This window comes from Providencia sp. PROV210 (assembly GCF_028479445.1).
In the GTDB taxonomy this organism is placed as follows: Bacteria; Pseudomonadota; Gammaproteobacteria; order Enterobacterales; family Enterobacteriaceae; genus Providencia; species Providencia rustigianii.
On sequence record NZ_JAMPNQ010000006.1, the window covers coordinates 269,466 to 290,853 of the forward strand.

The 21,388-nt window shown below is 40.4% G+C and carries 23 protein-coding genes; 13 read left to right on the forward strand and 10 right to left on the reverse strand.

Annotation, left to right across the window (positions count from 1 at the left end):
* Positions 1–79: 79 nt before the first annotated feature.
* From PR761_RS06615 to PR761_RS06630, 4 genes are all read left to right on the forward strand, one after another.
* The gene (locus PR761_RS06615) at positions 80–859 is read left to right on the forward strand and encodes a YaeF family permuted papain-like enzyme (RefSeq protein ID WP_006813215.1); all 780 of its coding nucleotides are present in this window, start codon (positions 80–82) and stop codon (positions 857–859) included.
* A gap of 464 nt (positions 860–1,323) precedes the next feature.
* Positions 1,324–1,752 (forward strand): universal stress protein, encoded by a 429-nt coding sequence (locus tag PR761_RS06620; RefSeq protein ID WP_006813214.1) that lies wholly within the window; start codon positions 1,324–1,326, stop codon positions 1,750–1,752.
* Positions 1,753–1,887: 135 nt separating this feature from the next.
* A complete protein-coding gene (locus PR761_RS06625) occupies positions 1,888–2,226 on the forward strand; it encodes a hypothetical protein (protein ID WP_006813213.1) in 339 nt (112 codons plus the stop codon).
* Between the two features lie 165 nt (positions 2,227–2,391).
* Positions 2,392–2,841 (forward strand): universal stress protein, encoded by a 450-nt coding sequence (locus PR761_RS06630; RefSeq protein ID WP_006813212.1) that lies wholly within the window; start codon positions 2,392–2,394, stop codon positions 2,839–2,841.
* A gap of 55 nt (positions 2,842–2,896) precedes the next feature.
* Here PR761_RS06630 and PR761_RS06635 read toward each other — a convergent pair whose 3' ends face one another.
* Positions 2,897–3,190, reverse strand: coding sequence for a DUF5339 domain-containing protein (locus PR761_RS06635; protein ID WP_039854130.1), 294 nt, complete (start codon positions 3,188–3,190; stop codon positions 2,897–2,899).
* 233 nt (positions 3,191–3,423) lie between these two features.
* Here PR761_RS06635 and PR761_RS06640 point away from each other — a divergent pair, with 233 nt between their 5' ends.
* The gene (locus PR761_RS06640) at positions 3,424–3,825 is read left to right on the forward strand and encodes a hypothetical protein (protein ID WP_039854128.1); all 402 of its coding nucleotides are present in this window, start codon (positions 3,424–3,426) and stop codon (positions 3,823–3,825) included.
* Positions 3,826–3,831: 6 nt separating this feature from the next.
* Here the strand turns inward: PR761_RS06640 and PR761_RS06645 are convergent, their stop codons facing one another.
* A complete protein-coding gene (locus tag PR761_RS06645) occupies positions 3,832–4,464 on the reverse strand; it encodes a TetR/AcrR family transcriptional regulator (protein ID WP_006813209.1) in 633 nt (210 codons plus the stop codon).
* Positions 4,465–4,613: 149 nt separating this feature from the next.
* Here PR761_RS06645 and PR761_RS06650 point away from each other — a divergent pair, with 149 nt between their 5' ends.
* The 4 genes from PR761_RS06650 (at position 4,614) to phoH (ending at position 8,399) form a co-directional block, all read left to right on the forward strand.
* Entirely contained in the window at positions 4,614–5,420 is an 807-nt protein-coding gene (locus tag PR761_RS06650) for a threonine/serine ThrE exporter family protein (RefSeq protein WP_006813208.1), read from the forward strand.
* Positions 5,420–5,881, forward strand: a complete 462-nt coding sequence (locus PR761_RS06655; RefSeq protein WP_006813207.1) for a threonine/serine exporter — start codon at positions 5,420–5,422, stop codon at positions 5,879–5,881. Before PR761_RS06650 ends, PR761_RS06655 begins: the two co-directional genes overlap by 1 nt.
* Before the next feature lie 287 nt (positions 5,882–6,168).
* A complete protein-coding gene (locus tag PR761_RS06660; protein WP_039854124.1) occupies positions 6,169–7,152 on the forward strand; it encodes an endonuclease in 984 nt (327 codons plus the stop codon).
* A gap of 461 nt (positions 7,153–7,613) precedes the next feature.
* Positions 7,614–8,399, forward strand: coding sequence for a phosphate starvation-inducible protein PhoH (phoH, locus tag PR761_RS06665; RefSeq protein ID WP_006813204.1), 786 nt, complete (start codon positions 7,614–7,616; stop codon positions 8,397–8,399).
* A gap of 42 nt (positions 8,400–8,441) precedes the next feature.
* Here the strand turns inward: phoH and PR761_RS06670 are convergent, their stop codons facing one another.
* From PR761_RS06670 to PR761_RS06685, 4 genes are all read right to left on the reverse strand, one after another.
* Complete coding sequence (locus tag PR761_RS06670; RefSeq protein ID WP_006813203.1) at positions 8,442–9,281, reverse strand: siderophore-interacting protein; 840 nt, start codon at positions 9,279–9,281, stop codon at positions 8,442–8,444.
* Positions 9,282–9,442: 161 nt separating this feature from the next.
* Positions 9,443–9,547: a DUF2474 domain-containing protein gene (locus tag PR761_RS17145; protein ID WP_377093570.1), complete on the reverse strand. Its 105-nt coding sequence runs from the start codon at positions 9,545–9,547 to the stop codon at positions 9,443–9,445.
* Between the two features lie 31 nt (positions 9,548–9,578).
* A complete protein-coding gene (cydB, locus tag PR761_RS06680) occupies positions 9,579–10,589 on the reverse strand; it encodes a cytochrome d ubiquinol oxidase subunit II (protein WP_154611049.1) in 1,011 nt (336 codons plus the stop codon).
* Positions 10,579–11,916 carry a cytochrome ubiquinol oxidase subunit I gene (locus PR761_RS06685; protein ID WP_154611050.1) on the reverse strand — a complete coding sequence of 446 codons (1,338 nt, stop codon included), beginning with the start codon at positions 11,914–11,916 and terminating at the stop codon, positions 10,579–10,581. The genes cydB and PR761_RS06685 overlap by 11 nt, the downstream gene beginning before the upstream one ends.
* A 243-nt stretch (positions 11,917–12,159) precedes the next feature.
* On the opposite strand from PR761_RS06685, the gene PR761_RS06690 reads away from it, so the two are divergent.
* Positions 12,160–13,578: an aminotransferase-like domain-containing protein gene (locus PR761_RS06690; protein WP_006813198.1), complete on the forward strand. Its 1,419-nt coding sequence runs from the start codon at positions 12,160–12,162 to the stop codon at positions 13,576–13,578.
* A 110-nt stretch (positions 13,579–13,688) separates the two neighbouring features.
* Positions 13,689–14,252, forward strand: coding sequence for a HutD/Ves family protein (locus PR761_RS06695; protein ID WP_006813197.1), 564 nt, complete (start codon positions 13,689–13,691; stop codon positions 14,250–14,252).
* Here PR761_RS06695 and PR761_RS06700 read toward each other — a convergent pair.
* The gene (locus PR761_RS06700; protein WP_006813196.1) at positions 14,249–14,860 is read right to left on the reverse strand and encodes a LysE family translocator; all 612 of its coding nucleotides are present in this window, start codon (positions 14,858–14,860) and stop codon (positions 14,249–14,251) included. The genes PR761_RS06695 and PR761_RS06700 overlap by 4 nt on opposite strands.
* 146 nt (positions 14,861–15,006) lie before the next feature.
* Here PR761_RS06700 and PR761_RS06705 point away from each other — a divergent pair, with 146 nt between their 5' ends.
* Together PR761_RS06705 and PR761_RS06710 are read left to right on the forward strand one after the other, a co-directional pair.
* Positions 15,007–15,531 (forward strand): Lrp/AsnC family transcriptional regulator, encoded by a 525-nt coding sequence (locus tag PR761_RS06705; protein ID WP_006813195.1) that lies wholly within the window; start codon positions 15,007–15,009, stop codon positions 15,529–15,531.
* Between the two features lie 257 nt (positions 15,532–15,788).
* A complete protein-coding gene (locus PR761_RS06710) occupies positions 15,789–16,661 on the forward strand; it encodes a hypothetical protein (protein ID WP_248696620.1) in 873 nt (290 codons plus the stop codon).
* Positions 16,662–16,747: 86 nt separating this feature from the next.
* Here the strand turns inward: PR761_RS06710 and PR761_RS06715 are convergent, their stop codons facing one another.
* The 3 genes from PR761_RS06715 to PR761_RS06725 are packed head-to-tail and all read right to left on the reverse strand — an operon-like array spanning position 16,748 to position 21,323.
* Positions 16,748–17,983, reverse strand: coding sequence for a c-type cytochrome (locus PR761_RS06715; RefSeq protein WP_154611051.1), 1,236 nt, complete (start codon positions 17,981–17,983; stop codon positions 16,748–16,750).
* Positions 17,980–18,531, reverse strand: coding sequence for a (2Fe-2S)-binding protein (locus PR761_RS06720; protein WP_006813192.1), 552 nt, complete (start codon positions 18,529–18,531; stop codon positions 17,980–17,982). The genes PR761_RS06715 and PR761_RS06720 overlap by 4 nt, the downstream gene beginning before the upstream one ends.
* The gene (locus PR761_RS06725; RefSeq protein ID WP_006813191.1) at positions 18,528–21,323 is read right to left on the reverse strand and encodes a xanthine dehydrogenase family protein molybdopterin-binding subunit; all 2,796 of its coding nucleotides are present in this window, start codon (positions 21,321–21,323) and stop codon (positions 18,528–18,530) included. The genes PR761_RS06720 and PR761_RS06725 overlap by 4 nt, the downstream gene beginning before the upstream one ends.
* Between the last annotated feature and the right edge of the window lie 65 nt (positions 21,324–21,388).

Sequence of the window (21,388 nt, forward strand, 5' to 3'; positions counted from 1 at the left end):
TTGAAAATAAATTCATGAGACAATCATCCTCAGACGATAAAATCGCCTATAAAAATAACCATAAAATGGATTGGCATAAATGAAATTATTTCGCTGGATATTGATTGTTAGTTTTATTTTTATCAATGGTTGTTCTACACAATTTAAAACGGATGAACAATCGAATCAGTTAAAATTTACAATACAACAAGCCAATACAATTCCGATTAAAGATTCTGTCGAGCCATTAACGGTTGCCGATATGTTGCCTGGAGATATTTTATTGTCATCGGCAACAGGAATGAACTCGTGGGGGATCCGTTTATTTAGCGTGAGCGGAGTGAGTCACGCTTCTATTTATCTCGGTTTTGGTCAAGTTGCAGAATCAGTAGGAAGTGGCGTTAGAATTATTCGTCTAGATCAAGCTATCAATGACTCTAACAATATGGTGGTATTACGGCATAATCACCTGACATCATTTCATGCAGAAAAGTTACGTGAATTTTCTGAACAGAATGATGGCGGTAAGTACAACATGAAAGGGATTGTCATGATTGCTCCTTGGATGCTCACTAAACGGGTGTGTGAATTACCCTTAGTAGGACAAACAATTCGGAATTTTTGTTTAAGAACTCTCGCTACAGTTCAACTAGGTGATGATATTGAACAAGCGAACGGTTTCTTTTGTTCGCAGTTTGTCCTAGATGCTTACAAATATGCAGGAGTGCCGTTGTTTGAAGGTAACTCATCATGGATTACACCCGCAGATATTCTGCATATGCGCTCGGGGGATGTTCCTACATTTGTCCCTACAGAGCGTCTTACTTATGTTGGTCATCTAAAAAATTGGAGTTTTAGTAGCGCGATTCGTAAAAACTAATTGTTTATTTTTTGATTAACTATCAATGATATGTAATAAAAAAAGGCCAACTCAAATGAATTGGCCTGCTAAACTGGAAGCAATGTGAGCAATGTCGTTTGTGATAAAGTTGAGTAATTTACTCAACTATTCACGAGATAAAAGATAACCATTCTCATTTAAGAAATCAACCCCTTTTTTTGTAATATTAATTGCCCCTTAAAACCGTAAAAATTAGTTAAAATAAATAATAAAAACAAGAAAATAGGCTTTACTTTTGGCTTTTTATCTTAATTTTATTATAACGATAGCTAAAAATATTTTACATTCTTGGGTGTTTTTTCGAGGGGAAAATATAGCTATAAAAAAATTATTGTGAATTTATAGCTACAGATCTCATTTATCTTTTGAGTTAAGAGACATTTACCGCATTTGGACTATAATTTTCTAGTTAATATTCATTTGAACACTTATCAGGAGGGGTTATGTATAAAACGATTTTGGTCCCTATAGATCTAACAGAAGAAGAATTAACCAGTAAAGCCGTGCATCATGCAGTTAATTTGGCCAAACAGTCAGGTGCAAAAATTCATTTGATCCACGTGCTTCCTATCTCTTCAGCGATCATTAATGCTTACGCTTTGGGTTATATGGAAATCAAAGATCGAGCAACGGTGAAAGCAGAAGAAGATATGAAAATGCTGATGGATTCAATTGATCTTCCTCAGGCAGATGTGAGCTATACAATAACGTTTGGTTCTCCTCGCGATGAAGTGATTAATACGGCAAAAGATATCAATGCCGATATTATTGTGATTGGATCTCGTCGTCCAAATATTACGACTCATCTATTAGGCTCAACTGCTGCCGGTATTGTTCGCTACGCAGAAACATCAGTACTCGTAGTACGTTAATAAATTAATATTAAGAACCTATACCATGATTGGTATAGGTTCTTTTTTTGATATTTTTCAGTTTAATATAAAGTATTCCAGTTATCTTACCCGAGGATATTTTATGTAGATTAGTTGGGGAAGATTGGGTTATTTATGGAAAAATTCACTAAGGAATTATTACGTGTAGAACACTTTATTTTTAGGGTACTACGTTTTTATTTTTTAGCGATATTGGTTTTTTTTATTGGTCTACTTCCGGGAATTATTGGTTTTTATTTTATAGAAGGGCACTCACTGATGGAGTCTATGCTGAATGCACTTTCTATGCTGAGTGGTCAGCCTATTGAGCCTGCACCAATTACTCAGACTGGACGGTTTTTTATCGCAATTTACGGTTTATTTTTACAGAGTGTATTTATTATCAGTGTTGGTTTAATTGTGACTCCATTTATCCATCGTGTACTACATAAATGGCATCTAGAAGATAATTAATCGAGTGGATTGACGTGATTTTTTATTGATTAGACGAGAAGCTCACGACATTTTTATTTTATTCAGACTATACTTTTATTGATGAAAATAACCATTAAACAGTTATCTCATACACTTGGATTTCTAGAAAAATAAGTGAGAGATACATACTTGAGAGGGGCTTATATGTACAAAACTATTTTGGTTCCTGTAGATATTTCAGAAGATACATTAACGGATAATGCACTAAAACATGCTATCCACTTGGCAAAAATGGATAATGCAAATATTCATTTATTCCACTCAGTTCCAGATGTCTCTAGATTCTCAATGAGTTACAGTTATCATTATGATTTACTAGCATCCTTTACAAAAAAAGCCCTTGAGCGTTCGGAAGAACAGTTAAAAGAATTGATCGATTCACTGGCTAAAAAATACGATTACCCCGCAGATAAAATCTCTTATAAGGTAGAGTTTGGTTCACCAAGGGATAAAGTTTTAGCTGAAGCTGAAAATATTCATGCGGATTTAATTGTTATTGGGTCCCGTAACCCAAGTTTTTCAACACATTTACTCGGATCGAACGCTTCGGGAATTGTATCTTATGCCAAAATATCGGTATTAGTTGTCAGATAGTTGGATAACAAATAAAAAGACCTGATGATTCAGGTCTTTTTATATTTGAAGGGTATTATTGGTTATTTACGGCTTCTTTGGCTTGCTCAATAGCGGTTAATGCTTGACTACAAGCTTGCTCTTGTGATTCTTCAGGGTAGGTTGCTAATGCTTTTTTAGCTTCCTCTAACTGTGATTTCATTAATGAAATTTGCTCTCCCGCATTTGGTTCATTCTTATATTGCTCTTCAGCTTGTTTGACGAGAGCATTCATCTCTTTGAAATACTTATCACACACATTTCCTGCACTTGCATGAGAGACGGATAACGCGGCAAATAGCCCGAATGCTATTGGAAGGATTTTTTTCATAATATATTCACTTTCGAAAGACATATTTGAATCAGCATAGCATTGTGACTTAAAAAAGGCATCATCAGCCGATTAATATTTTGGGCTGATTTAATCTTTATCAAACTCACCCCATATTGATAGTCAAAATTAGAAATAGCATAAATTGCAAATTATAAATGAGAATCATTATTGACGTTTGGAATGTATAAAGTGTACATTCTAGTACACTTTTAATATTGAATGGAATAGTGATGACAAATAATACGATTATAAATATTCAAGATTGGCCAGTATGCTCAATGAATACATTTCCATCGTCAATGGGGGAAACGCAGCAATGGTTAGCTGAGCTAGAATTATTGCTTGCCAAAAAAGAGTCATTTTCTTTGATTTATCCACCGATGAAGCCTAAAGGCAAGCCAACAGCGGAAGATATGGAATGTATGAAAACGGTTCGTCGTTGGCTGAAAGATGCTCGAGAGGGAATGGTGAAATATTGTCAAGCCATGGTTATCACGCTGCAGTCGGATGGTAGCGATAAACTGGAAATGGAAAAAATGGTACCTGTAATTTCATCGCTTTATGGGCCCGAGGTTTATCTAGAAGAGAATGCATTATTAGCACAAAAACGAGCAGTTTCTGTATTAAATTAATAAAATTTATGTGGCACTAATTTTACGGATATAGCTGGCAATGATATCGACCGAAAGACCAATTTGTTGGTTGATAAAATCATCGTTGGGCTTAAAATTTTTCACACAAAAAGTTTTAATGAATACATCTGCTTTTAGCATTTCCAAATAGCGGGATGAGATACTCAGTAACAGTTTTTCATCCACATTTACATTAGGAAGTTGTGCAAGCTTTTGAGTAAGCCTTTGGTAACTTTGAACGGGGCCCTGTTCAAAAAATAACTGGCTAATTTCAGGGAAGCGGTTATATTCGCCGAGGATTAATCGATATAGCCCTATCGATTGTGGCTTAACCACATTTCGTAGAAAGCGCGAGCCATAAAATGATAATACAGCTTCAATTGTTTGTAATGGTGGTTCTTTACTGTCTGGTTCCGTAAATATGTCATCAATCATATAGGCGACAACGGCTGAAAATAAACCCTCTTTATCCCCAAAGCTCTTATACAAGGTAGAGCGAGAACCTCCCGCGCGCTCAATAATCATATCAAGCGTTGTTCCTTCAAACCCATATTGCAGAAAAACTTCAGCGGCAGCAGCAATGAGTGCTTGATGGCGACGTTGACCTTTTGGGGTTTTTGCGGGAATGGGGTGACTCATAAAATAATTATCCTAACGAAAAATGAAATAGTAGCGTTAATTTACCTGAAAGAGGTCATAATTCTTCGTATTATTTTCCTCTATGATATATATGAATATTATCATGTCTAAATCAATATCTGAATTTTAACAAAGCCTCGGGGGATCCAATGAAGGATAGCGTTGTTGATCAGCATATAGAAGATAAAAGTGTTGATGTGCAAAGGGAAATCACCAAATTATGTATTGAATGTGGTTTATTGCTGCTACAGCATGGTGCGGAAAGTATGCTTGTCGAACAATTAACGACTCGATTAGGTATTGCACTAGGGGCAAATCAGGTGGACAGTGCAATTTCATCGAATTCCCTCGTGTTAACGACTATCGTGGATGGTCGATGCCTAACATCAACTCGCCGCATTATTGACCGCGGGATTAATATGCATGTGGTGACAGAGGTTCAGCATGCTGTCATTCTCGTAGAGCATCATTTACTTGATCGCCAACAATTACGTAAAAAATTAAATAGTATCAAGCCGCTACGTTATCCACGTTGGCTCATGGTTTTAATGGTAGCGTTATCTTGCGCTTGCTTTAGTTCGTTAAATGGCGGTGGACTAGAAAGCGCGTTTATCACGTTTTTAGCGAGTGGTTGCGCGATGTTTATTCGTCAGGTTTTGACATCAAATCAAATAAATCCACTGATCAATTTTTGTATTACCGCATTTGTTGCGACTTCGGTATCGGGTTTATTACTAAAAATTCCTTATTTTGAAGTCACTGAGACTATTTCGATGGCTGCGAGTGTATTGTTGCTGGTTCCTGGTTTTCCTTTGATAAATGCAGTAGCAGATATGTTTAAGGGGCATGTTAATACGGGGATTGCTCGTTGGGTGATGGCAAGCTTGTTGACGCTAGCGACCTGTATTGGCGTCGTTCTAGCCATGACTATCTGGAATTTGAGGGAGTGGGCCTAATGTTTTTATTGGAATTAATCTGGAAGATGTTGCTCGCGGCGATCCCTGCCATTGGTTTTGCGATGGTATTCAATGTTCCGGTGAGAGCACTAAAATATTGCGGATTATTAGGCGCAATTGGGTATGGATCGCGGATGATTTTAATGTCATTCGGATTACAAATTGAGTGGGCAAGTTTTTTAGCTGCCACCTTAATCGGAATGATTGGAATTCAATGGTCTCGCTGGTGGCTAGCGCATCCTAAAGTCTTTACTGTTGCTGCAGTGATCCCCATGTTTCCCGGTATCAGTGCCTATATCGCGATGATCTCCGTTGTGAAAATATCCCAGTACGGTTATACCCCTGAGCTAATGGAAACGCTTGTTACCTACTTTTTAAAGGCATCTTTTATTGTAGGAGCACTTTCTATCGGTATCTCTCTTCCCGGATTATGGCTATATCGCAAGAAACCCAGTGTTTGATATCAACATACCGCCTTCATATTCATAAAATGATCAATAAAAGTTAACCCGTGATTTAGAGATTGGGCTAACTTTTATTGATAGATATTCGAGTAAGTTAGTTTTTATTATTTTTTACCTAAATTCTGATATTGATTTTTATCCCTTAAAATAAAGTACCAATTGATATTAAAAAGACTTATATTTCATCCAACTAGAGTGTATTCATATTGTGTTCATCTATTTTTGAATGAATAACTTACTCGTTGTATTTAATTTATCGACTTTTTCTCATCAGTGGTGTTATTTTGAAACAATATTCAATCTATAAGTATTTACATCTTGCATTAATTCTTATTTTTTCCTTCATTAGCCATTCAGTCTATGCAGCACCTAGCTCATTTCCTGAAGCAAAATCATTGAGTAAAAACCAAGTTTATATCGACCAAAATCATCAAGGAGAGGGAACACTCTATTGTGGTTGTCAGTGGGAGTGGGTTGGTAAAAGTGGTGGACAAGTTGATTTAGCATCCTGTGGCTACCAAGTTCGTAAACAACAAAATCGTGCGGAACGTATTGAGTGGGAACATATTGTTCCAGCATGGGTTTTTGGCCATCAGCGTCAATGTTGGCAAAATGGCGGGCGTAAAAACTGTGTTTCTTCAGATCCTGTATTTGCTCGTATGGAGGCCGATATGCACAATTTAGCGCCTTCGATTGGTGAAGTGAATGGTGATCGTAGTAATTGGAGTTTCGGAAAGCTTCCTGAGAATACGCCATATTCATATGGAATGTGTCGTAGCCGTATTGATTTTAAACAACGCGTCTTTGAACCTCGTGATGAAGTTAAAGGGCAAGTTGCTCGTGTTTATTTCTATATGCATGATCGCTATAACTTATCTATGTCTCGCCAACAGCAGCAATTGTTTATGGCATGGGATAAACAATATCCTGTGAATGAATGGGAAAAACAACGCGACCAGCGCATTGCAAAAGTGATGGGGCATAATAACCCGTTTGTGACAGGAGAAAAAAGTTGGGACTTAGGACATAAAAATGGTGCAGAAGGTTTAACGGGGCAATCAGCCAAACCCGTAAAATCGGTAGAGCAGAGTACGCCAGCGAATAATACTGTTCAACAAGTGAAAGGAAATCGTAATACTAAAAAATATCATTTGGCGCACTGTTCAGGTTTTAAAACCACGGCAGATAAAAATGCAGAAATGTTTTCTACTGAAGCTGAGGCACAAACTAAAGGGTATCAATTAGCGGGCAATTGTAAACCGATCTAATTTAGATATTGCCACAAAGATTGACAACGCATTGGTTTTTGTGGCTTTTTATGATATTTCCTACAGATTATCTGACCTTTACGTAAAAATGCACAGTTTCTGTTAATTTAATGTTGTAATTTAAAAAAAACTAGAGCTATATTTATAGAAAGGAAATGTTGTAGGTTGATGATATTCTAGTCAAATAAAAATTTGCAGATTGTCATAATATTGTCATACAGATTCTTTAGTTTACGAGTATCGCCTGTATAGGAGAAACTAATGACAACAAAGTGTTTGTTTACAAAAATTCAAGACCGGTTATCGATCCACCATGAAATTAGCATGGTGAGATTGCTAACCGGTTTTTTTATATCTGAAATGTTCACCTATGTCACATAAGAGCTTGAAGGGAGCTCCTCTCTGTTTTGAATAGTTCGTCATTTGAATTGACATCACTGATACCTGGAAGGGTTAATACTATGAGTAGACAGAAAGCTGCAACAAAAACACGTCGGGAAATGAAACGCACATCTCGCAAGGATCGTTCAGGGAGGTATGATATGAATAATGTAACCTCCTTTGCCGAATATACCGGCATTGAGCCTATTGGTATGGCGAAAGAACGTCGCGATGAAACTCCAATCACTCCACGTAATGAAGCCCAAAAGCTCTACATCAACTCCATCAAGCATAAGCAGCTCATTTTTGCTAATGGTGAAGCAGGATGCGGTAAAACTTACATTAGTACCGCATTAGCTGCAGATGCTTTAATCAATAAAGAGATCAGTAAAATCATTGTAACTCGCCCTGTATTGCAAGCAGAGGAAGACCTGGGTTTTTTACCTGGAGATATGTCTGAAAAGTTTGCGCCATATTTTAGACCTGTTTATGACGTTCTTATGAAAAGATTGGGAGCATCATTTTTACAGTATTGTTTGCGACCTGAAATTGCGAAAGTGGAAATTGCGCCATTTGCGTATATGCGAGGTCGTACGTTTGAAAATGCAATCGTGATCCTCGATGAGGCACAAAATGTGACAGTCACACAAATGAAAATGTTCTTAACTCGTTTAGGGGAGAACGTGACAGTCATCGTCAATGGGGATATTACTCAGTGTGATTTACCGAGCGGTGTTCCATCAGGATTGGCGGATGCATTACAGCGTTTTAATAGTGATAGCTTGGTATCTATGGTGAATTTTACGATTGACGATTGTGTGAGATCTGAACTGTGTCATAAAGCGCTACTTGCGTACAATGATTAACCTTTTTATCTGCCCCGATCATCGGGGCAGTATTTTTATCGATTAATCGTCTGGGTTATCCATGACCGCATGGCGTTCATGATGGTAGCCTTCTTCATCATAGCCATACCTCCAGTAAGGAATTGCGTAAATATCCTCACGACTAAAGCCTTTCTCTCGACGCACAAAACGACGTAATTCGCGAATAATTTGGTCTTCGCCAGCAATCCAAAAACCGACATCACTTGTAGGGATATCCCATGATTTGAATGTATTAATCAATGCGGATGTTTGACTAATATCGCCAACGACCCACTCAATCTCCATTCCCGCAGGTTTGGAAAGTTCGCGAAGATCAGCTTGATGTTCTAAGCGTAGAACAACACGACCCTGAGCATTTTCTGGCATCTTTTCTAACAGCGCGGCAATGGCTGGCAATGAACTAGAGTCTCCCGCCATAAAATAGTGAGAGCGAACCGGAAGCAGTGGATCCGGACCTCCTGGGTTTGTGATACCGAGCCAATTACCCGGCTTGGCATCACGAGCAAAGAGGTATGCTGGACCTGTCACGCCTTCATGCATCGCAAATTCAATATCGATTTCACTTAATTTAGGGCGAATGGCACGTACAGAATAAGTCCGTACAAATGGGCGAGGTTTATCTTCTGGCCAACTGCGTCCGTTATCGGTCAAGACGGGAAGTGCTGGTTGGCTAGCATAGTCTGGCGCAATGAAAATCTTGAGATGCCCACCTTCGCAGTTATCAGGATAATCAGTCAGTCTTTCGCCCGTAAATGTAATGCGGCGAATTGATGGACTGATATCAGTGATGGATTTAACTTGAATGAGTTGCGGTGGTGCTGGGCGGTAGATGTTTTTTTCAACTGTTGGTGTACTAGCCACGAACCGTCTCCTTTCTTAATGATAATTTTATTATATGTTAATTATTATCATTATCATATCACGAGTAAGAATAAGAAAACCATTCAAATAATACAGTGAAATAGGTCGTGAAAAACAAAATGCCGCATAACAGAATATTATGCGGCATTGGGGGAAAATCACTATTTTACTTTCATTCCCGCTGCGGTCATCAGCAATTTAAACAAGGAAGAGAACGCAAATAGCGCTAATACACTTCCTAACCAGATTATTGCCATCCAACCCATTTTCTTCCACCAAGGTGAACTCACTAAATGATCAGTGGTAGCCTTGTTCAGGGGTAATTTTTCCTCTGAAGACATAGTAACTCCAATAGGTATAAACCAAAATAACAGGGATAATAAATAACGCGCCGACCAACATGAAGCCTAAGCTTTCTGGTGGGCCAGCGGCATCTCGGAAATTGATGGCTGGTGGAATTAAATTTGGCCAGATGCTAATACCTAATCCAGTGAAGCCAAGGAAAATCAGAGCTAATGCTGATAAGAATGGAATGCTATCGTGTTGTTGACGCTTCACACTCTTGATGATTAACCAGACACAACCTATTACAAGTAGTGGAACGGGGAGAAAGAAAAACAAGTTTGGCAAGGTAAACCAGCGTTGATAAATGGCTTCACTTTGTATTGGTGTCCACACACTGATTACGCCGATCACCGCTAACATTAATAGGGTTAATGGACGCAAAATACGGTACATTGTTTTGCGTAAATGCCCCTCAGTTTTCATAATCAGCCAGCCACAGGCGAGTAAGGCATAAGCGACGACTAGCCCAAATCCACAAAATAGAGGGAAAGGGGAGAACCAATCGAAATACCCGCCCATATAGACGCGATTTTCAACGTGGAAGCCTTGAATAAATGCACCGACAACAACGCCTTGAATGAATGTGGCAAAAATTGAGCCCCAAATAAATGCATGATCCCAATGGCGACGATGAGATTCATCAGCACGGAAACGGAACTCAAAGGCGACACCACGAAAAATCAAGGCCAATAACATAAAGGTTAGTGGAATCGATAGAGCATCCAATACGATGGCATAGACTAAAGGAAATGCCCCGAATAATGCAGCACCGCCTAGTACTAGCCATGTTTCATTACCGTCCCAAACAGGAGCGACGCTGTTCATCATTAAGTCACGGTCTTGACTATCTTTTAAGGCTGGATAAAGGATACCGATGCCTAAATCGAAACCGTCCATGACGATATACATCAACATACTAAAAACAATAATGACAAACCAAATGAGAGGTAAATCAATGCCCATGAGCTGTCTCCTCGGTGATGCCTTTACGAATTAATTTCATCATGTACATATAGCCAATCCCAAATACGCTGCCATATACGGCAAAGAACGCGAGTAAGCTAATACTCATATGCACCTCTCCGTGAGCACTCACAGCATCAGCTGTACGTTGTAAGCCATAAACAACCCATGGCTGGCGACCAATCTCGGTTGTAAACCAACCAGCAAGAATCGCAATGAGTCCCGATGGCGCCATGACAAACATAAAGCGTAAGAATGTTTTGGACTCATAGAGTCTTTTACGTGAACGTAACCATAATCCCCAGACACCAGCAGCGATCATGAGTAAGCCAAATCCAACCATCACACGGAATGACCAGAACACCATAAATACGTTGGGTCTATCCTCAGGTGGAAACTCTTTTAAAGCAGGAACTTGTTTATCAATACTATGGGTTAAAATCAGGCTTGCCAGATAAGGGATTTCAACGGCATATTCTGTTTTCTCTTTGTCCATATTAGGAATACCAAAGAGGATCAGCGGAGTTGCTTCACCGGGTTTATTTTCCCAGTGGCCTTCCATCGCAGCTACCTTAACAGGTTGATATTTCAATGTATTTAAACCATGAGCATCACCGATAAATGCTTGAACTGGTGCTAGCACTAAGATCAACCACAATGACATGGAGAACATTTTCTTCATGGCAGAGGATTTATTACCTTTGAGCAGATGCCATGCCGCGGATGCGCCAATAAAAAATGCTGCGGCAAGGAAGGCTGCCGTTGTCATATGCAGTAAGCGATAGGGGAATGAAGGATTGAAAATTACGGCTAGCCAGTCGACAGGCACAATTCGGTTATCAACGATTTCAAATCCTTGAGGGGTTTGCATAAAGCTGTTAGAAGCGAGGATCCAGAAGGTGGATATAATGGTTCCGAGTGCCACCATGCAAGTCGCAAAGTAATGTAGCTTTTCGCCCACTCGGTTCATGCCGAATAACATGACACCAAGAAATCCTGCTTCTAAGAAGAATGCGGTGAGAACTTCATAAGTGAGCAACGGTCCAGTGACACTGCCTGCAAAGTCAGAAAAGAAACTCCAGTTAGTCCCAAATTGGTACGCCATCACCAATCCAGAAACTACCCCCATCCCGAAATTGACTGCAAAAATTTTTGACCAGAAATGGAATAGTTTTATGTAGTCAGGATTTCGAGTTTTTAGCCATAAACCTTCAAGCACGGCGAGAAAACTCGCTAACCCGATAGTAATAGCTGGAAAAATAATATGGAACGAGACCGTAAATGCGAATTGTATACGGGCAAGTTCCAGCGCAGTTAGTCCAAACATATTGACCCCTGAATGGAAATGATTACGACACGCGACATTTAAAGCCATTGCGAAGCAATTTGACGAAATCCTTAGCAATAAATAATTGTTTTCGTTGGATTGTTAACACTCATAAATCCAGCTAGAAATGTTTTGTGCTTATAGTTAAAAAAGTCAGGTGAATGTGGTGGATAAGTAGAACATGAGACGTTAAACTATAATAGTAACAATTTTTAGGAAAACACCTATAACAGTGAGGCGGGAATGACGAGATATGAACAGTTAGCGGCACAAATTCGTCAACAAATAGAAGATAATATCTGGCAAGTTGGTGACAGATTACCTTCACTTAGAGAAAGCGTGAAACAATCCGGTTTAAGTCTGATGACAGTAGTACAGGCTTACCAATTGCTTGAAAGCCAAGGTTGGGTTGCGGCTCGACCACAATCGGGCTACTACGTTGCAAATCGCAACAATACATTTGCCGCAGCGAAAGGAGGGAAAGGGCTACATCTTAATGAAAATGTTGAGATTAATGCCTCCATTTTTGGTGTCCTGCAAGCCTGTAAGGATCCTGATATTATTCCATTTGGTTCTGCGTTTCCTGACCCAGCCTTACTTGATGAACCCAAATTGGCTAAATCACTGGCTTCTGTTGCTCGTCGTCTATCGAAATTTAATACCACTGCCAATTTACCACCGGGAAATGAACAATTACGCCGTAATATTGCTCAACGCTATGCGACTCAAGGGATCCATGTCGCCCCTGATGAAATTGTTATTACTGCGGGTGCGATGGAATCATTAGTTTTAAGCTTACAAGCCGTTACACAGCCGGGGGATTGGGTGGTCATTGAATCACCCGCTTTTTATGGCTCGTTGCAAGCGATTGAACGTTTAAAATTAAAGGCGATCGCGATTAAAACAGACCCTCTCTTTGGTATTGATCTTGATGCTCTCGAGGATATTGCGGATAAATACCCAATCAAAGCATGTTGGTTGATGACCCATTACCAAAATCCATTAGGTGGCACGATGCCACAAGCCAATAAAAAACGGTTGGTTGAGATCCTGAATAAACATCGAATCTCACTTATTGAAGATGATGTGTATGGGGAACTCTATTTTGGTAATAAGCAGCCAATTCCTGCAAAATCTCTTGATACTCAAGGTAATTTTTTCCACTGTTCGTCATTTTCAAAATGCTTAGCGCCGGGATATCGGGTTGGTTGGGTTGCTGCGGGGCATCATGCTTCAAAAATTCAGCATTTGCAGATGATGAGTACAGTTTCGGCAAGTGTACCGACACAGTTAGCCATTGCGGAATATTTATCCCAAGGTGGCTATGATACCCATTTGAGAAAACTGCGTCAGACGATGGAACAACGTCAGCACCTCATGTTGAATGCTATCGCCAAATATTTGCCATCATCCGTGAAAGTGAATACCCCGAAGGGGGGATATTTCTTATGGCTTGAGTTAGAGCCGCCCTTTAATGCAATTCGTTTATATCAATTAGCGTTAAAAAAAGGAATTGGTATTGCGCCGGGCAGCATGTTTTCAACCAGCGACCAGTTTAACCATGCATTTCGTTTAAATGCTTCGTTTGCATGGAATGATCGTTTGGAACAGTCAATGAAAGTTTTAGGGGATTTATGCCACACATTGATCGAGGATAAATAAGCGTAAAACAGAGAGGGTGAGCAGTCACATTATCGCGGTGATTTCATTGCCTTAAAAAAAGAACTTTGCGAATCTAGTTAAAGATACGTAAGGGAAACTGAGGTGGTCATATGAAAATTAAATGCTTTAGTACAACTGACTTACCCGTGTTTGAGTGGAATGATAACTGTGGCACTAGCCAAGAAGTCTTTTGCTGGCCCGTTGCATCTGATTACTCGCTACGTGCCAGTATTGCGAAGATTGAACAATCAAGTTTTCTAAAGCAGTACCCTGAAGGGGAAAGGCTTACAATCCTGTTGGATAACCAAACGCTACGAATACATGATAACCACCGGATTGACGAATATTTTCATCAAGTTGGTGAGTCTATTCGATGTCCTGCTGAACTGTATGTCAATGTAGAATTACAACAGCCAATACGATTAATGAATTTTATCTACCGTTCAGATCGTTGGAATGTGAGAAGTTATCTCATTGACTCTCAGCAGCAACTCCCCGCACATCAAGCTGGATTAGTGTATGTATTATCAGGAGAGTGGCTAGTGTCTGGCGGTAACTGTGAGCGAATGTCTGAGGGGGATGGCGGCTGGTGGCTTCCAGATATTAGAACAGGGGAGTTAACCCCCTGTAGCTTCGATAGCCAATTACTTTGGATAGAATGTATCCCTTGCTAACTACTTGCCAGCCCAATGGCAGCGAAAGTTAACATGCCTCCTGCTACACCTTCGGTGATACGGCGATTCTTATCACTATATTTGCGTTTATTATGCATGGAAGCGAACAACATGCCGATAACACCATAAATAACAATGCACGAACTAATAAATGTCGCTGATAATATTAAAGATTGTATTGCAACACTCTCGGAGACATGGATAAAATTGGGCAATATAGCAAAATAGACTAATAGTCCTTTGGGGTTAAGAAAGCTAGTTAGGAATGCTTTGCCAATCACCGCTTGGGTCGATATGGGTCGCACCTGAAATTCTCTGGCATGAATCGCAGAGAGAAGCATTTTTACTGCTAAATAAGCGACATAGGCGACACCAACCCATTTTATGGTGTTAAATATTAGTGGGGATGTGGCAACAATTGCAGCTAACCCAAGTGCAGCAAGAATAGCATGTGTCATGTAACCGAGGATAATGCCCAAATTAGCTTTCCAAGCGGCGGACATACCACCTGAAAGCCCCTGTGAAGAGATAAATAAAATATCCGGTCCAGGTGTACAAACCAGAGGGATCACCGTTGCGCTAAACAGTAATAACGTTTGTAGCTCCATCAAACACCTCTATTTATTGTTATTTCATACCGGAAATTGATGCTGGTCATTATAGCTATTTTTTGTTGAAATTTGGTTGTTTTGTTGCTTGCTAATAACGTGTGTTTGACATTTAATATCAAAAAATAAAAGCAAAAGAGGTTGGCATGCCAAAGGGCGTAGGGTTGAACAATTCGGACAAAAATGAACTAGAACATCATAGTTCATCATCCATCAAATTAGATGCTATTGATAAGCATATTCTTCAAGTGCTACAGCGCGACGGTAAGATTCAAAATGTTGAGTTGGCAAAAGAGGTCGGTTTATCACCATCACCTTGTTTAAGGCGTGTAAAACTACTGGAAGATGCCGGCGTTATTAAGCGTTATGTTGCGGTCTTAGACGGAACTAAAATTGGTGCGGGTTTATCTTTATTTGCCCGCATCTGGTTTAAAGCTCAAGACGCGCAGACAATTAATCAATTTGTTGCGGACATTCAAAAGATGCCTGAAGTAGTGGAATGTCATTTAATGGCGGGTGAATGTGATGCATTGATCCGTATTGTTACTGAAGATATGGCGTCTTACCGCCGTTTTCATGCAGATTATTTGACCCAGATTGGTAGTGTACAGAGCATTAAAACGGAAGTGCCAATGGAGACTGTTAAAGTTACGTACGCATTACCTTTATAGATTTTCCTATCAAATATAATGGCTCTTGGAGTGAGTCGCCTCCAGAGCTATTTGCACACGCTATTTTTCGTTAGTGAAGTGAATATGAATGGTTTCAGTCATTCATTGAATTTCATTTTAATACAGAAGATATCAATATGAGGGATGAGACTCTCACAATGCTAGAAAAAGCGAATAAATTACCCAATTGGCAGACATTGAAATTAATCCTAAGCTCATTAATTGTCTTTAATTTTTACCTAGCCTCCAATCCTGTTGTGAAAGTTGATTATTCAATATTAATTAACCTATTTGATTTAGTGCTTATTCCTATGTTTGTATTTATTGCGGCATATACCAGCAAAGGAATTTCATGGCAGGATTGGCATACCCACTTAATTCCACCATTGATAATTTATGTCACATTCCAGACGCTTGATGCTATTCCTTTGTATTACACGGGGACATTAAGCATTGAGAAATATTTATTATTTCCTCAAAATGGGGTTTGGTTTTTCTTGGCTGTGCCAATATGGCAAGCGTTTTTTTTATTGTTGCCTCTCGGAATAAAAAGTAAAGGAATAGGGTTATTTATTACGTTACTGCTTAGCCTTTTTATTGCCTTTTGGGCAGTTCATTCCCTTTTGGAAAGAACCAGTTTTGCTGCAATCTTGCAGTATTTTCCATTCTTTGTCGTGGCCTACTTTTGCGATGATAAAAAATTAGAATGGCTCCGTCGGCATACTTTTTTTGTTGCCCCTTTGATGATCATATTGGTTGGGTTTTATTTTTATTTTCAATCTGAAATTGAAAGTTTATTGATGCAGGTATTCGGTCATAGACTCTTAATCTGTGCATTTTTTATGCAGATATTTTCGTTTTTAGTCGGGGTGTTGATTGCGATTGTGGCTATTTGTTTTGCATTATCCACGGTGCGCTTTGTAAAAATAGCGAATAATGCGCTAGGTGTGTATTTAATACATCCTATTATTTGTTTTTTATTGTTAACGGGAGTAGGGGCTTTAAATATTGAAACTGGGCTTTCGATATTAATAGCATTAACACTGATTACGATTATTTTAGCGCTTCTACTGTCGACCAACCCAGTGATTCACTGGTTTTTAAATCCACAGATAAAAAGTAAAAAATAAATATACTCAGTACAGGGTAAATGCAGAGAGTGCTAAATAAAAAGGCTTACTGGGTTCCAGTAAGCCTTTATGTAACTAATCGCTATTTATTGACGTAGTGCTTTAATTTGTTCTGGGGTGACATCTGCTGGTTGCCCTCCCCATTGGACTCGAAGGAAGTTCACCAAATTCGCAATTTGCTGATCATCGAGTTTGTCCGCAAATCCCGGCATGCTTTGCATATTTTGGTTATTTGGGAACGGTTGTTCTGGTAAACCATCTAGAATCGCATTAATGAGGTTGGTACTATCCACATCACGTAATGTGGAATTACCTTTCATTGCTACAGACACATTCGGTTTTCCACTACCATCATAATAGTGACATCCGGAACAGGTTTCGAGGTAAACTTGCTTTCCTTGTGGATTACCTTCCCCCATTTCGAGTGGTAATGTGGCTGGTGGATTGTCCCCCATCAGATAGGTTGCAATGGCTTTATTATCTTCCGGTGTTAAATGTTGAGAGCTGAGATAAATAACTGGATGCATATCACTGTAAGCTGAACCTTGAGGCGCCAGTCCCGTCATAAAAAACTGTTGCAGGTCTTCCTTGTTCCAACCGCGTGCAGCAAGGGCTTCAGGTGTAATATCAGGGGCAGTAAAACGACCTAATGAGCCACCTTTCATGTACTTATCTAACTCCATCTCCCCAAATATCCCTCTTGGTGTATGGCACTCAGCACAGTGCTCTAACACATTAACCAAGTATTTACCTCGCACCCATTCAGGTGAGCTACCTTGAGAGCTATTAGGTAGCGGTTTATCATTGAAAAATAAAAGATTCCAACCAATCATTGCCATACGCTGATTTAGTGGGAATGGAAGAGAATTTTCTGGTGGAGCGACATCTACCGCAGGGCGGCTCATTAAATAACTATAGATGGCATCAGAATCGCTACGCGTCATTCCTTTGTATGATGTATATGGCATCGCAGGGTAAAGATTTTTACTCGGCGGCGAAATCCCTTCAGTTAACGCTTTGTGGAACTCTTCTTTAGTCCATCGACCGATACCATAATCAGCAGAGGGGGTTAAGTTACTGCTATAAATGGTACCAAATGGCGTATCAAGTGGAAAACCTCCCGCTAGCGGTGCACCATTAGCACTGGTGTGGCATGCTGCACAATCACTAGCAAGAGTGAGGTAGCGACCACGTTCGATTTCTTCTGCACTTGCTGTGACTTTTTGTACTGGACCGTCGGGTTTGCGACTTTCATACCAATAGAGAACCGCCCAGACGACGATAGCTATTGCTATTAACCATAAAATAATGCGCTTAATCATTTTATCGTCTCCTTGATCAGCCCTGGAGTACTCATCACGACATCACGCACTGCTTCATAATAGCGAACATAACCTGTGCAACGACAAATGTGGTTATTCAGGGCTTCTTTAATCGCATCTTCCAAGTCAGCTTCTGCAATTGGATTACGTTGTAATTCTTCAACAAAAATTGTTGCTGCGTTGACAAAACCGGGGGTGCAGTAACCGCATTGGAAACTAAAATTGTCGATAAATGCTTGCTGTACAGGGGATAGTTTAACTTCACCATTTTCTTCTTTAGTGGCAGCCCCTTCGATAGTACGAATGCGTTTATTGTTGAAGAAGTGCGCTCCTGTGATGCAGGTTCGTACTTCTTCACTCGTACCCGATGGGTTATCTAAAATCACTACGCATGCGTGGCAAATTCCTTGTCCACAGCCAAGTCGAGAGCCTGTGAGATCGATATATTCGTGAAGAAAGTCGATCATCATGAGACCTTCAGGCACATCCATCGGTCCATATTGCTGACCGTTAATGTTGATGGTAAGTGGAAGTAAATTTAGGCTCATGATAATACCTCTAGAATGTCTTTAGGGCGAACAGGTAGGCTTAAAAAATGGTGTCCTGTTGCATCAGCTATCGCATTAACGATGGAAGAAACGACGGGGATCATAACGACTTCAGCGACCCCTTTCGGTGGATCGGTTTCGGATAACCCCGGAAGGATTTCACTGGTTTGTTTCCAAACAGCGACTTCACTTGCCAGAGGTAAGTGGTAACGGTTGAAGTTCCACGTTCCATTGCCCGGTCCATCTTCATACAGAGGTAAATATTCATGGAGCGCATGACCGATTCCCATAGCAAGCCCACCTTGAATTTGTCCAGAAACTAACTGAGGAACAATCAGGTTACCGCATTCCACTACGCTATGGTGGTCGAGTAACTCGACATGACCTGTAGCTTTATCAATAGCAAGCTCTGAAACGGTGGCGACAGCACTGTAATAAGTTACGCCAGCATTATTTCTTTGGGTATCAGGATAGTAGGCTTTTTGACGTTTCCAAACTTGGTAATCTTTATTGGCAAAACGTAGTGATAGTCCGTCAATAGGGAGACGACGAGTTTCATCGTTTATATGGAAATCAGCTTCCGCCCATTCCCAACGGTTAAACACATGGCAAACGGCACCGGTTAAGCCTCCCATTTCAAAGGTACGGTCGATCAAACGCTGCAAGCTGAGAACTTCTAAGCCATCGGCGGTAAGCCCATTAGCGACCCAGCGAGCATCTTCACGCCGTACGACTAATGGTGCCGCTTGTCCACCACCAATACCTTCTTGCCAAATAGACATTGCCGCAGGCCAAAGCCCATACTCAAAGATTAATCTAGCGGCTTCTTCCGTACTATGAGTAAAGTAATAAGCGGAGTTACTGGCACTCGCAGGAGAGCAATAATTCGGTGTCCAAAGTGGATCTAACGAAAGTTTATTTTGCTCATCTTGTGACATGGCAAATGGATTCCCTGTGGATACCATAGGCAATACAGACCAGTCGATGACAGAAAAATGGGCTTCTTCTGCGGGTTTACCTAACCATTTAGCACATACGACGGCTTGGGATGTGGACATTCCTGTCCCAATTTCAGCCCCACTATGGTAAATCGCTATTTTTCCTTCAGACGTTAGCTCGACGCGGGCAAAAGAGGATTCGGCACCTGTACCAAAATCTTTCTGAACACAGGAAATTCCTGTACCAAACAATTTACCGGCATTCTTCGCTTCAAAATCGGCTTTTCGTGAGGCTCTTTCTGTCCACATTGGATGGTCAGCACAGCGAATTAGTACTTCATCGGCACGAATTGCACCTCCAGGGATCGCTCCTTGGGTATTTTTCATTCCCGATTTAATGATATTTTTCAAGCGAAATTCTATAGGATCGGCATTGAGCAGTTTTGCTGCTTCTTCCATCAACATATCTGTAGCAGCCATGGCTTGTAATGTCCCATAGCCACGAGCGGAGCCTGCATCCACAGCTCGCGATGCAATACCGACCGCAGATAGGTCACTTCGAGGAATATAATAGATAGCTTGAGCGCCGGTCGCGCCTACCATGACAACCGAAGGGGTAAAGTTACATCGACCACCACCATCACCAATAAATGAAGCTGAAAGTGCTTCAATTTTATGGGTTTTCTTATTAACTGCGAGAGTGTAATCCATGTCGAACGCATGGCGTTTGATGGTGGATTGAAACTGTTCATAACGGTCATTGGCTAAACGGATCGGTACACCATCACCATATAACGTTGCCATCGCACCATAATACGGGAATGGGGTATGGTCTTTTGATCCATAACCTACAGTAAAGCAAGGGTGTAAGAAAATTTGCTTGATAGGGAATTTGCTTTTCGCCAGCATTTCAGGGAGTGAACCTGCAACTTCCTGTGGTGACTGGGTAGGGATAACCAAATGAAATGATTGTGTTTTAGCATCGTACCAACCATTGGCATTATCCGGTTCTAATGCAGAGGTATCGATAGATTGTGAGGCATATTTACGTTTGATAATTAGCCAATCTTCGGGCGGTTTTTCCAATAGTTTGGCAAGCTCATCCGCATAATACATGCCTTCCTCGTCGAGCTTTCCACCTTCACGACCTTCTGGCCAAATAGGTAAGTGCTTTTTCATTCCAATCGGGGAGATCGGCATATCTTTCAGGCTGGAATAAACATCGGGAGAAAATGGCGTTTCACCACCGATACGAACCCCTCGATAGCTGCCCCATGGGTCACGTTCCAATGGACCTGTATATGCGCCGTATTGGATCACGTCATCACGAAATTTGAGTGTTTCTTTTGCAAAGCTAAATTTGGCAAAGTCATGGTAAACAAGCAAAGCAACGGCTTGGCCTAAATATGCAGGGGTTTTTCCAGTCGGAAGTAGTAGGTCATCGCCGTAGAATTCAGGAAATGCGACGCCATCTTTTTCTAAATCACTTGCAGTGACAATACGGTCAGGCATTAACCCGTTATTGAGTAAATCGAGGTTAAAACCTTCATAAATTTTATCTGCTTGGGTTACTCGTAGTAGAAAAGCATGCCCTTGTTGTTTGGGCCAATGGGGAATGTCGCGCGCTCGAATATCTCTAGCAAAGACTTTTTCACCTTGTACTTTTGCATAGCCATCCATGCGAAATTTAATTTTTTTATCGACAGGATTCCAGTCTGGGGCTTGTAGAATTTTCTCCTCAAATAGCACATCAAAAGCTCGGCTATATAAAGGGGCGATATAACAAGAGATCCCAGCAACGACAGCACATTTTATAAAGTGTCTGCGGGATAGTCCGACATGATTATTGCTCATAATAAACCCTTACACTTATTTTTCATTGCTTCACATTATTATTTTTTATTTCATTGCTTCGTGTC